General features: G+C 69.4%; 14 protein-coding genes and 1 pseudogene. 6 read left to right on the top strand and 9 right to left on the bottom strand.

Annotated features, from left to right (window positions below):
- The first annotated feature begins 136 nt into the window (after positions 1-136).
- Positions 137-538, top strand: a complete 402-nt coding sequence (locus tag ACFY3C_RS43395) for a hypothetical protein (protein ID WP_390774839.1) — start codon at positions 137-139, stop codon at positions 536-538.
- Positions 539-769: 231 nt separating this feature from the next.
- Here ACFY3C_RS43395 and ACFY3C_RS43390 read toward each other — a convergent pair whose 3' ends face one another.
- From ACFY3C_RS43390 to ACFY3C_RS43380, 3 genes are read right to left on the bottom strand one after another with little or no spacing between them, the layout of a single operon-like run.
- Entirely contained in the window at positions 770-1678 is a 909-nt protein-coding gene (locus ACFY3C_RS43390) for a M56 family metallopeptidase (protein WP_390774838.1), read from the bottom strand.
- Positions 1675-2043, bottom strand: a complete 369-nt coding sequence (locus ACFY3C_RS43385) for a BlaI/MecI/CopY family transcriptional regulator (protein WP_390774837.1) — start codon at positions 2041-2043, stop codon at positions 1675-1677. The genes ACFY3C_RS43390 and ACFY3C_RS43385 overlap by 4 nt, the downstream gene beginning before the upstream one ends.
- Positions 2027-2584, bottom strand: a complete 558-nt coding sequence (locus ACFY3C_RS43380; RefSeq protein WP_390774836.1) for a hypothetical protein — start codon at positions 2582-2584, stop codon at positions 2027-2029. The genes ACFY3C_RS43385 and ACFY3C_RS43380 overlap by 17 nt, the downstream gene beginning before the upstream one ends.
- A gap of 151 nt (positions 2585-2735) precedes the next feature.
- On the opposite strand from ACFY3C_RS43380, the gene ACFY3C_RS43375 reads away from it, so the two are divergent.
- From ACFY3C_RS43375 to ACFY3C_RS43365, 3 genes are all read left to right on the top strand, one after another.
- Positions 2736-3194: a hypothetical protein gene (locus ACFY3C_RS43375; RefSeq protein ID WP_390774835.1), complete on the top strand. Its 459-nt coding sequence runs from the start codon at positions 2736-2738 to the stop codon at positions 3192-3194.
- A 97-nt stretch (positions 3195-3291) separates the two neighbouring features.
- Positions 3292-3939, top strand: a complete 648-nt coding sequence (locus tag ACFY3C_RS43370; protein ID WP_390774834.1) for a DUF305 domain-containing protein — start codon at positions 3292-3294, stop codon at positions 3937-3939.
- Between the two features lie 216 nt (positions 3940-4155).
- The gene (locus ACFY3C_RS43365) at positions 4156-5274 is read left to right on the top strand and encodes a HoxN/HupN/NixA family nickel/cobalt transporter (RefSeq protein ID WP_390774833.1); all 1119 of its coding nucleotides are present in this window, start codon (positions 4156-4158) and stop codon (positions 5272-5274) included.
- Positions 5275-5995: 721 nt separating this feature from the next.
- Here the strand turns inward: ACFY3C_RS43365 and ACFY3C_RS43360 are convergent.
- The 3 genes and pseudogenes from ACFY3C_RS43360 to ACFY3C_RS43350 form a co-directional block, all read right to left on the bottom strand.
- The gene (locus ACFY3C_RS43360) at positions 5996-6565 is read right to left on the bottom strand and encodes a hypothetical protein (protein WP_390774832.1); all 570 of its coding nucleotides are present in this window, start codon (positions 6563-6565) and stop codon (positions 5996-5998) included.
- A 989-nt stretch (positions 6566-7554) separates the two neighbouring features.
- A pseudogene (locus tag ACFY3C_RS43355) lies at positions 7555-9004 on the bottom strand (MFS transporter).
- A complete protein-coding gene (locus ACFY3C_RS43350; protein ID WP_390774842.1) occupies positions 9001-9570 on the bottom strand; it encodes a hypothetical protein in 570 nt (189 codons plus the stop codon). The pseudogene ACFY3C_RS43355 and the gene ACFY3C_RS43350 overlap by 4 nt, the downstream one beginning before the upstream one ends.
- Here ACFY3C_RS43350 and ACFY3C_RS43345 point away from each other — a divergent pair.
- Positions 9487-10056: a TetR/AcrR family transcriptional regulator gene (locus tag ACFY3C_RS43345; RefSeq protein WP_390774841.1), complete on the top strand. Its 570-nt coding sequence runs from the start codon at positions 9487-9489 to the stop codon at positions 10054-10056. The genes ACFY3C_RS43350 and ACFY3C_RS43345 overlap by 84 nt on opposite strands.
- Positions 10057-10258: 202 nt before the next feature.
- On the opposite strand, the gene ACFY3C_RS43340 is transcribed toward ACFY3C_RS43345, so the two are convergent.
- Entirely contained in the window at positions 10259-10834 is a 576-nt protein-coding gene (locus tag ACFY3C_RS43340) for a TetR/AcrR family transcriptional regulator (protein WP_390774831.1), read from the bottom strand.
- A 108-nt stretch (positions 10835-10942) separates the two neighbouring features.
- Positions 10943-11713, bottom strand: coding sequence for a methyltransferase domain-containing protein (locus ACFY3C_RS43335; protein ID WP_390774830.1), 771 nt, complete (start codon positions 11711-11713; stop codon positions 10943-10945).
- Between the two features lie 28 nt (positions 11714-11741).
- On the opposite strand from ACFY3C_RS43335, the gene ACFY3C_RS43330 reads away from it, so the two are divergent.
- Complete coding sequence (locus tag ACFY3C_RS43330) at positions 11742-12194, top strand: MerR family transcriptional regulator (protein ID WP_390774829.1); 453 nt, start codon at positions 11742-11744, stop codon at positions 12192-12194.
- A 66-nt stretch (positions 12195-12260) separates the two neighbouring features.
- Here the strand turns inward: ACFY3C_RS43330 and ACFY3C_RS43325 are convergent, their stop codons facing one another.
- Positions 12261-13022 (bottom strand): hypothetical protein, encoded by a 762-nt coding sequence (locus ACFY3C_RS43325; RefSeq protein WP_390774828.1) that lies wholly within the window; start codon positions 13020-13022, stop codon positions 12261-12263.
- Between the last annotated feature and the right edge of the window lie 13 nt (positions 13023-13035).

Here is a 13035-nt window from a genome sequence, read left to right as displayed (position 1 = left end):
GCAAACCCGGCAACTACCTGGCCTTTCTCGGACTCGCCGCAGCCCTCTGCTGCTACAAACGGCTCCTCAAACTGACCATGTAGGACACGGTCTAAGTAGAGGTCGCGGCAGTTCCGGGCGATGAGGGGGCAGAAGCATGGACCGGCTGCTGGCAGCAGTGATGAGCGGCGCATTCGCACTGTTCAGCACCTACTGGGACGACTCGCTGCACACGGACGTCGGCCGGGACACCTTCTGGAGCGCGCCTCACCTGCTGCTGTACGGCTCGATCCTGGTCACACTCGGGACACTCGCCCGCTGGGCGTGGCCACATGCCCGCCGGCAAGGAGCAACCGGCATCCTTCGGGACCCCGTCCTGCGAGGGGCCGCCGTCTCCGGAGCGGCCGTGGGCATCGCGGCGCCCGCGGATGCGGCCTGGCACACCGCCTTCGGCCGGGACGCCGTGCTGTGGAGCCCGCCACACCTGCTGGCCATCGCGGCGACGATGGCACTGACCATGGCGCTGCTGCGAGCCGTCGTGCGGGAGGGCGGCGGCTGAAGCCCTGGTGCTGGCCGCGGCGCTGGTGCCGGTCATGGAGTACGACTCCGATGTGCCCCAATTCTCGGCGCTTTGGTATCTGCCGGTCGTCAGCGTCGGTGTGACCCTGGCCGTGGTGGTGATCCGTCGCTTCGACCCACGCCCAGGCGCCGTCTCCGGCACCGCCCTGCACACACAACGGCGCAGAGATGCACAACCGTTGGGGAAGTGCGGGTCCAGGTCCTGTAGGAGTCAGGGCCCGCACGCCACCAGCAGGGGAAGCAGCGGCGCCGCGACGGTCGCCACCACGACGCCCAGCCAGGCCGCACGGTGCGGTCGGGGCTGCGGGGTGAGAACGCGCCGCAGACGGATGAGGGCGCCCGAACCACCGGCCCCCAGCGCAACCTGCGGAGCCCGCCCGGCCGCTACTTCGCACATCGCGGTGGCCAGGACTTCCCTGGAGTGGAACTGCAGCGCGTGGTCGTCCGCGATCATTTCGAGCAGCAGGTTCGTCTGCTCCTTGACGTGCCGGGCGAGCGGAAGGCCGCGGAACGCGCGGGAGAACGCGTCGACGAGGATCTTCAGCAGGTGATGCCGACCCGAGATGTGGGCGCGCTCGTGTTCCAGGACGGCCCGCAACTGCTCCTCGGTCAGGGTGTCCAGCGCACCCCTGGTGACGACGATGTGGGACCCGCGTCCCGACAGGCAGTAGACGGCCGGGGTGTCGTAGTCGACGATCGTGGCGCCGTACTCGGGCGCCGGTTCGCCGACGAGGGTGAGCAGGTCCAGTTGACGGGCGCGAGCACTTCGAGCGCGCCAGGCGCAGCGGACCAGCCAGCCGGCCGGCAGCAGTACGACCACGATGGGGGCGGCGATCACGAGGGCGTCGCCGAGGGTGGGCGGTGCGTTGCCGGGCGGGGCGTCGGCAGCCAGTCCGCACTCAGTAAGCAGCCCGACCACTCCGTCGTGCACGTGCTGCTCGGTCATCACCAGGTGGTACACCGCAAGCGCGGTGGCGACGATAAACGTGACCATGAGGCCCTGCCACGCCAGGACCGCGATGCCAGGCGCGCGGTGCGCCCACCGGGCGCGAGCCAGCAGGGGAGGCACCGCGGCACCCACCAGGAGCGCGTATCCGGCCAGCCCCACTGCTGTGATCATGCGCTGCTCCGCCTCTTCACCGCTCGGAGCGCCGAGCGTAGCGCGTCCACTTCCTCCGTACTCATCTGTTCTACGAAACTGGCCAGAGCGCCCGCCAGGTCCGGGTTGTCGTCGAGAGCGTCCTGCATCAGCGCCGCCGTGTACTGCTGACGCGTACACGTGGGCGTGTAGACCCACGCCCGGCCCTCCTTGCGTCGCGTGAGCATGCCCTTGTGATGAAGGATGTCGGCGACGGTCTTGACCGTGCTGTAGGCGAGGGAACGCTGCTTGTTGATGTCCGTGAGCACATCACGCGCACTGGCCGGACGTCCCCAGGCCCACAGGCGGTACATGATCTCCGCCTCCAGCTCACCCAGCCGACGCACGACCGCTCCCTTCGCCGCCGGGCTGCGACGCTCCCGGCACCAGTGCACGTTCATCGTAGGCTTCAGGGCCCTGGCGATCTTCGAGGTCGTACGGGGCAGGCGCACTCGGCACCGGGCAGGCGCCGGCCGTCCGTAGACGGCGTACGAGCGCATGCGCGAGCAGCGCCAGCGAGGCGATCGCCAGGAAGGGCTGCGCCGGGGCCCAGTACGAGAGGGCGCCGCTGACCCCGATGGCCAGGACCACCAGCTTGTTGCAGATCGGACAGCCGACGGCGAAGGCAGAGAGCAGCCCGGCGAAGACGGCGCGGCGCGAACGCGGCCCGCTGTTCTTCACGGCCGAGGGCTGCCCGACATAGGTCGCCACCAGCAGGCCCATGAGCAGCGACGACACCGCCCAGACCGGATAGTTCCACCACAGCACGGGGGTCATCCGGGTATAGAAGGGTGTGGGCACGACTCCGGTCGGCACGCCGATCGCGACACCGGCGACCAGGGCCACGGCCACCGCCGCCGACCACTGACGTGGCGTCCATGTACGCATACGCCCGCCTCTCTGCCATGAGCATCAATGCGAAACAGCTTAGTAGCGCAGCGGGCGTTTACGGAACAGCGGACGCCGGACCCCGCCAGCAGTACGCCCTCTTCCGCTTCGGTACTGTCGGATCCACAGCGACCGGACAGGAGATCCCGTGGTGAACGTGAGCCGACGGGTACGGACAGGAGGCGCCCTCGGGCACCTGCTGCTCGTCGTCGTGCTCGCGCTCTGCGTCTTCGTCATGCACACCCTGGGACACCCTGACGACTCGCCCTCTGCCGGGACGACTACGGCGTCCCACGCGCCGATGGCGGCGATGTATGACGATCCGGCGACTCACGAGGCCGGCTCGGCCGCAGCACCCATGGACACACGCCAAGCGGTGAACGCCGAGCAGTCGTCATCCGCGCATGTGCCCCTGATGGCGATGGACATGATGTCGCTGTGCCTGGCCGTGATGCTCGCGGCCTGGGTCCTCGACACGCTCCTGCGCTCGGCGCTCGCCCGTCACCCCGACTGGCTGGCGCACCTCCTCGCCCAGGTTCGTGTGTTGCTGCGCCCCGACCCTCCCCCGCACGGCCCCGATCTCACCCGGTTGTCGGTTCTGCGGCTGTAGGCCGAACTGCCCTCGCGGGCGCGCACCATGCGCGACCCCGCGATGTCGCATGCGCCAAAACAGCCACAAGAACCTGACACATGAGGTGACATCGATCATGACTGCCTTCACGCGCACGCTGCGCCACAAGCCGGCCCGCCGTATCGCCGCCGCGGGAGTCGTCGCAGCGGGAGCCCTGCTGCTGTCCGCTTGTAGCGGCGGCGGTACGGACGGCATGAGCGGCATGGACCACGGCGGCAGCACCGCCTCGGCAACGGCCGCCGCCGGCAAGACCGCCCCTGCCGGCGACTTCAACGAGGCGGACGTCAAGTTCGCGCAGATGATGATCCCGCACCACGAGCAGGCGCTGGAGATGGCCAAGCTGGCCGACGGCCGGGCCTCCGACTCGGAGGTCAAGGACATCGCGTCCAAGATCGAGAAGGCCCAGGACCCCGAGATCACGACCATGAAGGGCTGGCTGCGGTCCTGGGGCAAGCCGGAAGCGATGGGGGACATGCCCGGCATGGACATGGGCGACGGCATGATGTCCGACAAGGACATGAAGGGACTCACGTCCATGAAGGGCGCCGAGTTCGACACGATGTTCGCGCAGATGATGATCGAGCACCACAACGGCGCGATCAACATGGCCAAGGACGAGCAGAAGAACGGTCAGGACGCCGACGCCAAGAAGATGGCCGGCGACATCGTCACGGGCCAGTCCGTCGAGGTCAAGCAGCTCCAGAGCATCCTCGACCGGCTCTGAACCGCATCATCCACTGACCGCCCGGGTTCCTCGCCACGCATGTCGAGGAACCCGGGCGGTCACCCCTCTCCCACCTGACCGCGCACGGCCACCAATCCGCGGCCAGCCCCGATCCGAACCCAGGGCAGACAGTGACCGGGCCTTACTGCATATGATTCGCATCTGAAGCGCAAGTGCAGTAAGGCATGGCCGAGATCATCCCGAGGGAAGCTGCCCATGAGTACCAATGCCGTGGCCACCCGGCGTAGCCGCCGGTTCGACCGGGGTGAGATACGCCGTCTGGTGGCCATGTACGGCTTCGTGGCCGCGCTGCACATCGTTGGCTTCGGCCTTTTCGCCTACTACAACGCCCGCTACCACGACCTCGCCGACAGCCAGGGCACACTGCTGTACGCGGGAGCGGCCGGACTGGCGTACACCCTTGGGATGCGGCACGCCTTCGACGCCGACCACATCTCGGCGATCGATGACACCACCCGCTATCTGCTGCAGAAGGGCAAGCGCCCGCTCGGCCTGGGCCTGGCCTTCTCGCTCGGCCACTCCACCGTCGTCTTCGGCCTCTCCCTCGGCATCGCCTTCGCCGCCCAGGCCGCGAACCGCTTCCAAGCAGGCTTCGCCGACATCGGCGGGATGATCGGCACGCTGGTCTCCGGGGTCTTCCTGTACGCGATCGCCGCGCTGAACCTCACCGTGCTGCGCGGCATCGTCCGCACCTGGCGCGAGGCGAAACAGGGCCGCCACCGACCCGAGGAACTGGAGCAACTGCTGTCCGACCGCGGTCTGATGAACCGCGTCTTCAAGGGCCGGTACAACAAGTTCATCGAGCACGGCTGGCAGCTGTACTTCGTGGGCCTGCTGTTCGGCCTCGGCTTCGACACCGCCACGCAGGTCGGTGCGCTGGGGCTGGCCGCCGGGTCGGCCGCGGACGGCACGCTGCCGCCGCTCGCCATCATCGCCCTGCCGCTGATCTTCGCCGCCGGCATGAGCCTGATGGACACGACCGACGGCGTCTTCATGGCGAAGGCGTACGAGTGGTCGTTCTCCAACCCGGTCCGCAAGATCTACTACAACCTCACGATGACCGGCCTGTCGATCTTCGTGGCATTCGTGGTCGGCACGGTGGAGCTGGTCTCGCTGCTCGCAGAACGGCTCGGCGCGGCCGACCGCGCACCCTGGTCTTGGCTGACCGCCATCGATCTCAACACGATCGGCATCGTCATCGTGGTCACCTTCCTGGTGACCTGGCTCGGCGCGGTCGCCCTGTGGAAGCTGCGCCGCTACGACGAGTGGTATCCCGCACACACCGAGCCGGACCCCGATCCGGTGTCCGTCTGACGCCCACGGTTCTGAGGCTCCACAGAGCGGAGCCTCAGAAAGACGTCTCCAGTCCCTTCCCGTGCAGTGTCATCCGCGCTGCGGAGGCCGTCGGCGTGGGCGGAGCCGTCTCCTGTTCCCCATCGCCCGCCTTCCGGCGGCCGGACCGGAGCTGCAACACCAGCAGGGTCAGCTCGATCACTCCAGCCGTGCTACGCCCCCGTGCGCCGTCATCCCGAGGGCGTCGCCGTCGGCTCGCCGCGGAACTGGTCCGGCAGGGCGCCGTCCACGCGGGCCGTGGCGGTGGCGTCGCAGCCGCGCAGGCTCTGGCGGGCGACCAGAAGCAGGGACAGGGTGCGCCCGGTCTCGTCGTCGACGGGGAAGGCGGCATTGGGGGTAGCGGCGGGCGAAGGCGACGATCACGTCCGCATCGGCCCGCAGCCGGACGCGAGCCTCACGGTCGGCTTCGGGCTTGCACCGGGCATCGATGTCGTGCAGCGCCTCGTGGACGAGCCGCACATCGGCGACGGGCGGGACGACCGGGGAAGCCGTCGCGCCGGCGGCACCCGATGCACTTCCGGCGGACCGGCTGCTGCCCTGCCGCATGGCCAGAGCCGCGGCGCCCAGCCCGACCGCCACCACCACAGTGGCGACCAGAACGACCGCCCCAGGCACCCGGCGCCCCCGTCGGAAGACCCCCGGAACTGCTGGCTCCGGGGCCGTCGGCCCGGCTCCGCGTCCGTCAGTGGCTGTGGCCGTCGTCCGCGTGCTTGGCCTCTTCCACGCCCGTGTCGGCAGAAGTACTGCTCTCATGGGAGGGGGAAGCAGCAGGGCTCTGGCCTTCCGGCCCCGCGTCGTGGCCGTGCTCGTCTTCCTCAGACTCTGCGGACGACTCTTCACCGTGGCTGTGGCCGCCTCCCCCTGACTCGGAGGCCATGCCGTCGGCGATACCGCGCAGCCCCACGAATGCGAGGGCCGCCGTGACCAGGACCAGCACGCCCGCCGGGCCGATGATGCTGCGCCAGCGCGCCGGTTCATGCCGCAGCACGTACGCCATGAAGGACAGGGTGAGACCGAAGGGGATGAGCATCGCGCCACGCTCGGGAAAGTCCTCGAAGTGCTGCAGTCCGCCGCTGAGCATGCCGATGCCGAACGACAGCGCCAGCGAGGCGCCCACGATGCTCAGCACCTTCGACGCCTTGGGCCGCTGCTTGCTGAGGACGAACTCGGTGAGGAGGGTGGCGCAGAGGAACACCGCCGCACCGATCACCGCGATGACCGTGTACCGGGCGGGGTCGAGTGGATGGTGCACGATGGCGCCGCTGATCAGTCCGGCGCCGACGAACGTGGCGGCGTAGCCGAGGTAATTGCCGAGAAGGGGTGTCTGCTTCGGCGCGCGGCGGCGACCGCCCCGGCGTCCTCGGCCTCGCGAGGAGGACGGTTCAGGTTGCCGCGGTGAGACAGGTGCGTGCTGCCGCTGTCGGGGTACGGACGGCTCGTACGGCTGTGATTCCTCCGAAGGAACAGGCGTGGTGGGGCGGTCGACGACGCGGTACTGGGACACAGATGACGCCTTTCAGCGCAGGGCGGCGGGCGGCCGAGTGCGGGCACACCGGGCCGACCCGTCAGGTAGAGACGGTGGACTGTGGAGCGGCGCGTCCGAAGCTGATCGTCCGGCGCACCGTGGGCGCAGCGCACGATTGCGCGCGCCTCAAGTCACCAGTGCTCTAAATCCGTAGTACCTGCAGTCGAGAACTCTCCCTCATCGCAGTGGAGTTCGACGCCGGGCGCCCTCTAACCGCGTTGACGCCTGCGTCTCCGCCCCACGCTGGCAGGCCATGCGGCGGGACCAGGCAGGAGCCGATCGGGACCACCGCGAAGCAACTGGAGACTTCCGTGTGGGCAGGGGCTCCGATGTGCTGATGAGGATCGGAAAGCTCAGCGGTCTCACCGTCTGGGAACAAGAGCCGCGGCGCGTCGGAAACGGCCCCGGCGTGACTCGCATGCTGAACGACGCCGGACGCCGGGACCCCGCCGTGGGCTCCGGCATGCCCCAACGTGTGCAGAACGCCCACGCCGAGGAGCAGCAACGCGAGCAGGACGAGCCGCAGGGCGATGTCGCCCGCCTTCATGCTCTTGCCCACGCGCCCCTACCGCTGTCTCCCTGCTGCTCTGCAGCAGGCGTTCCTGTCCGTCCTCGGCGGCACAGCGTACCGGTGAAGCGTCTCTGCTGCGGAGGAAGGGGCTTGCTCCAGTGCGAGCGAGGGCAGGGCGTGCACCGCCGCTGCCCTCGCGAGCGGCTCAGTGAACGTGCGGGCCTCCGGTGATCTGCGGCTTCCCCCGCGGTACAAGCACCAGCGCGACCAAAGCGCTCGCTGCGGCCACGACCGCGCTGAGCGTGAAGGCGTCCGTGAAGCCGCCGATCGCTCCATGCTCGATGCCGGCCGCGGCGACGGTCGACATCACGGCCACGCCGATCGAGCCGCCCACTTCGTGGAAGGTGTTGACGACGCCCGAGACCAGTCCCGCTTCCTCGTGGGCGACCATGGCCAGCGCGGTGGTCGTGGCGGTGACGAAGACCGCACCGATACCGAACGAGGCGATCACCAGGCCGGGCAGGAGCACCGCATACACGCTTCCGCCGGCCGACAGCCAGGTGAGCGGGAGGGATCCGCCCGCCGCGGCGGCCATGCCGGCCACGGCGGTGGGGCGACTGCCGATCCGGCCGACGAGTTGCGCCCGAGGTGGGCTCCGACGCCGGTGGCCGCGGCCACGGGCAGGAACACCAGCCCGGTCTTGAGCGGGCTGAATCCGCGTACGTGCTGGAGGTACACCGAGCCAAGGAAGAAGAACGCGATCAGCAGCGCGGTGGCGACGAGCATCAGGAACGCGTCCGCGACCACCGGGCGCCGGGCGCCGGGCGCCGGGTGAGCATCCGCAGGTCCATCAGTGGAGCCCGGCTGGCGCGCTCGACGGCGGCAAAGGCTCCGTACAGGACGACGGCGCCAAGCAGTGGCGATACAGCGGTGGCATCCCCCAGCCGGCGTCCCCTGCCTTCACCAGGCCATAGATCAGGCAGCCGGTGCCCGCCGTCACCAGCACGGCACCGGGCAGGTCGAGGCGCGCGGGCTGGGGCGAGCGACGGGGCAGCAGTGCGGGCAGCGCGGCAAGGGCGAGCACACCGACCGGGACGTTGATGTAGAACACCCACTCCCAGCCGGGGCCACCAGTCAGGGCGCCGCCGAGCACAACGCCGACCGCCGAGCCGGTGCCGCCGATCGCGGCCCACACCCCCCAGGGCCTTGTTGCGTGACTCGCCGTGGAAGCTGGTGGTGACGATCGACAGCGCAGCCGGGGACAGCAACGCAGCGCCGATGCCCTGGAAGACGCGCCCGGTCAGCAGTATGGGTGCACCGGTGGCGCGCCCGGTGACCAGGGAGGCGGCCGCGAACGTCGCCAGTCCCGCGAGGACGGTGCGGTGGGCGCCGATCGCGTCGGCGAGGCGCCCGCCCAGCAGCATCAGCCCGCCGAAGCAGAGCGTGTACGCGGTGACGACCCAGGTGAGCGTCTCGCGGCCGAGGTGGCGGTCGGCGGCCATGTCGGGTAGGGCGACGTTCACGACGGTGACGTCCAGGATCAGCATGAACTGGGCCAGGCAGAGCAGCGTGAGCATCAGCCAGCGGCGCGGGACGGCGGTCTCGTGGGACTGAGGTGCGTGCTTCGCTTCGGTGGTGCGGTGAAGGTGACTCATGACGACTCCTCCGTATGGGGCGTACGCACGCGCGGCGTACGAGCGGGTTGAGATCCGCGGGCGTGGGGCGAGACGACGATGCCGAGGGCCGCGACGCCGATCCCGGCGGTCATGGCCGGCCCCATCCCGGTGATGAAGGCGTGGCGGGTCGCGGCAGCGACGGACTCTCCCGCCTGACCGGGCAGTTGGCGGGCCAGCGCGAGCGCGGTGCCCAGGGAGTCCTGGGCGGAGGCGAGCATGCCGGGTGGCAGAGAGGTGCCGTGCAGGCCGTCGGCGAGCTGGTCCTGGTAGCGGCCGGACAGCACACTCCCGGTCACCGCGACGCCGGTCGCCGCGCCGAGCTGGATGGCGGCGCTGTTGGTGGCCGACCCGACGCCGAGGTCCTCCTCGGGCAGGGCTCCCACGATCGCGTCCGAGGTGGAGGTGATGACGAACCCGGCGCCCGCGCCGAGCAGCACCATGGCGTCAAAGCGGCCCGCGAGCTGTTCCTGCGTGATGGGTTCGACGTCAGCGTCGATGCCATCGCCGCCGAGGCGGGCGTGTCCAAGGTGACCGTCTACAACCACTTCGGCAGCAAGGAAGCCCTGTTCATCGGCGTCATCAAGGACTCCCTGGACGCACCTCTCGGGGGCTCCCTGGTCACCGCGATCGACGGGCTCGCCGACTCCGACGACCTGCGCGGCGATCTCGTCGCCGCCGCCCGGGCATGGGTGGCCGGCACCCGCGCCAACCCGGACGTACTCGCGCTGCGCAATGTGGTCGCCCGCGAGCTGCACCGCTTCCCCGAACTCGGCACCGTCTGGCACGAGGTCGGCCCTGAGCGCCACCACTCCGCGGTGGCGACAGCACTCCAGAAACTGACCGAGCGCGGCCGACTCGACATCCCCGACATCGAGTTGGCCATCATCCAACTCTACTCGCTACTGCTCTACCCGCACCTTGTCTTCAGCGCCTACGGCACCGACATCGACGCCGACCTCACCGACCGCCTGATCACCGGTGGAGTCGATATGTTCCTCGGCCACTACGCGCCGCGCCCCACCCAGTCCTAGCGAGTCCCCGGTGCCAGACCTCGAAGGAGCCGCCTTGCCGCACAACGCGTACGACACTCGCCCCGGCGTCCCGTCCGTGGACGACTACCGTCAGCTGCGCACCCGGTCCGTGCACCACGGCGACGGAACTGTCGGCGTGGGCCGGACGCCGGCGACGGAGGATGAACTGGGACGTCGCGCTCCAACACGTCATGTATGACGGTCAGTCCTGTGGACGCAGTCCGGACAGGGTAACCACGACAAGCCTCCTGACCGCGGCCTTGGAGGTCAGGCCACCGGCAGCGGCGAGGGCGTGCAGGCAGTACCCGGTCAGCTCGTCCGGCGCGACATCGTCCCGCACGTCGCCCGCCTCCACACCCTCGACGAGCAGACTTCGGATGAACTGACGCAGATGCTGCTCGGCGTGCGCCACGTGGTCACCCCGGTGCATGAGCGCCGAGAACTCTCCCCCATGGCCGTGCCGCTGCTGCTGGATGAACGCGTAGGCCTCCAGCACCGCTTGCAGTCGTTCACCGGGAGTGCCGGGGCGGTCTCGCAGTGCGGCGAGCTGGTCGAGGTGTCCGGCGATCTGCCGCTCATGCCAGGCCACCATGATCGATTCGACGTCCGGGAAGTACTTGTACAGTGTCGCCCGGCCGATGCCACTCTGCTCTGCGATCCGCGACATCGTCACGCCACGCAGTCCCTGCTCGGCCACGAGTGCCGCCGTGGTCTCCAACACCGCGTCGCGGACGGCGCGGCGATGTTCCTCGATGGTCTCGTTCCACAGCTTCGGCACCAGCTCAGTGTACGTCCCGACTCGATACACCTCGCTTTGAATCAGACACCATGTCTCGAATCTCGGCTGGTGCGGCCGGGTCCGATCGCGTGCGGCTCCGTCACCGGTTCAACGCGGTGCGCTCGCCGCGGCCACGAACATCGGCAGGGCCAGAAAGAGCCGGTCGGCGGCGGCGCGGGCGCGTTGCTCGGCGATCCACCTGGCCGCCTGCCCGCGCGTGACGACACCGGTGGAGCAGGCCCCCGCCGACAGTCCAGCGAGCAGTGGCAGCATCGTCGGCCCGGTGAAGACTCCGGTACGTACCTCGACCGTCACCTGGCCGAAGCCTGCCTCCAGCAGGAGGTTGCGGTAGCAGCGGGCGGCCCGGGGACCGGCGAGCAGGTCCGCGCGCGCGTGCACGATGCTGCGCGTGAGCGCCGGGTCGTCGGAGTCGATGACGAAGGTGTCCCAGTCCTGCCCTATCAGCACGATCCGCCCGCCCGCGACGAGCACACGCAGGGCTTCCGCCAGAGCCCGCTCCGGTTGCTCGAGGAGATGGAACACCTTGTCCGCGCGGTAGCCGTCCACTGAGGCGTCCGCCAGCGGCAGTCCGTACGCTCCCGCGACACGGAAGTCGCCCCCGGGCCGACGGTCCCGGGCGATCTCGATCATCCGCTCATCCGGGTCCACGCCGACGGCCTTCACCCCGTGCTCGCCCAGTTCGGCCACGGCCCGACCTGCTCCGCAACCTACGTCCACCACGGAGGTCCCGGCCTCGGCGCCGATCAACTCGTAGGACAGAGCCCGTAGTTCCCTGGCGGCGGGCAGCGCGTCGGCCGCGTCCAGAAGGGCGATGAGTTCATCCGTCGACTGCTGTGTTGGTTCTGTTTCCCTGGTCATGAGCGCGAGGTTGCGACTTAATGCCGACGTGAAGTCAAGCGAGCACAGCACCTCGACCGGCGGCGAGCACGAAGTCCTGAGGATCGGCGCGCTCGCCGAGCGTTTCGGTCTCGCCACACATGTCCTGCGCCACTGGGAGGCAATGGGGCTCTTGGCACCCGGACGCGACGCTGCGGACCGTCGCCGCTACGGCGCCGATGACCTCGTCCGGGTAGCCGTCATCCTGCGGGCAAAGGAAGCGGGGCTGTCCCTCGACACCATCCGTGCCCTGTCCGCCACCACCGATCCGGCCGAGCGCAGGGACTTGCTGCGTGAGCAGGCCGAGGCTCTACGCTCCCGTATCGCCGCCGCCCAGGCCTCGCTGGAGCTCATCGAATGCGCGCTGGACTGCGATCACGAGGACTTCTCGCGGTGCCCCCACTTCCGGCAATGGGTCGCCGAGCGGATCGGCGTCGACGCCCCCGCCCACATCCCGGTGTGACCTCGGGTGCGTGCCGGGGCGGCCGGAGTGATCCGGCCACCCCGGTTCAGCGGGAGGCTGGCGGCGTCAGCTCGCCCAGACCACGAACGTGATCACCGACTTGCCGTTGCCGAAGTTCCGGACGTAGGTGTCGCCGTGCGCCGAGTGCGCCACCCGCTTGCCCCAGCTCGCCTTGTCGTTACTCACCTGCGGCACCGCCGCCGACTGGTCGACGGTGCTGGTCGAGTCGAGGTGCGCGTAGATGGTGGCCAGCTCGTCGTAGTCGTGCTGGTTGGGGTCGAGGTTGCTGGGCGGACCGTCGGGGTTGCTCGTGTAGTCCATGCAGGTGCCGAGGTTGGCGTTGTCGAAGTTGGTGTCCTGGTGGTCGAGGCCGAAGGTGTGCCCGACTTCCTGGCAGGTCACCATCTGCCGCCAGGACGGGGTGTTGTACTTCGCCGTGTTGAAGTACGTGTCGTTGAGCTTGACCGTTCCGGAGGAGATGTGGGTGCCGCCGCTGAGGGATATGGACGCGATGCCGAGCCAGCCGTTGTTGCCGTAGGTGTTGTTGCAGACCTCGACCCGGCCGCTCGTCGCCGGGCAGCGTCTGGCGGAGGACTGGCCGGCCACGACGGTGGTGTCGAGGACGGACGACTTGGACCAGTCGCTGGACGCGATGCTCAGGTAGCTCTTCCAGCTGGAGCTGAGGTTGTCACCGAGCTTCAGCGTGAACGGGTTGGCGGTGCGGGCCCAGTGGTATCCGCCCCACGAGTGGCTGGCCTGAGCGGACGTACTGAAGGTCAGAGTGGCAGCGGCCGCTGCGGTAACGGCGGCGAGCAGCTTCATACGCACGAGGGGTCTCCTC

Origin of the sequence: Streptomyces sp. NPDC001410 (assembly GCF_042895235.1) — a bacterium.
GTDB lineage: Bacteria > Actinomycetota > Actinomycetes > Streptomycetales > Streptomycetaceae > Streptomyces.
This window is presented reverse-complemented; position numbering and strand designations above follow the sequence as displayed.

Coding starts and splice junctions, on each gene's coding strand:
- ACFY3C_RS43395 (WP_390774839.1), top strand. CDS start 137: ATGGACCGGCTGCTGGCAGCAGTGATGAGCGGCGCATTCGCACTGTTC.
- ACFY3C_RS43390 (WP_390774838.1), bottom strand. CDS start 1,678: ATGATCACAGCAGTGGGGCTGGCCGGATACGCGCTCCTGGTGGGTGCC.
- ACFY3C_RS43380 (WP_390774836.1), bottom strand. CDS start 2,584: ATGCGTACATGGACGCCACGTCAGTGGTCGGCGGCGGTGGCCGTGGCC.
- ACFY3C_RS43370 (WP_390774834.1), top strand. CDS start 3,292: ATGACTGCCTTCACGCGCACGCTGCGCCACAAGCCGGCCCGCCGTATC.
- ACFY3C_RS43365 (WP_390774833.1), top strand. CDS start 4,156: ATGAGTACCAATGCCGTGGCCACCCGGCGTAGCCGCCGGTTCGACCGG.
- ACFY3C_RS43335 (WP_390774830.1), bottom strand. CDS start 11,713: ATGACCAGGGAAACAGAACCAACACAGCAGTCGACGGATGAACTCATC.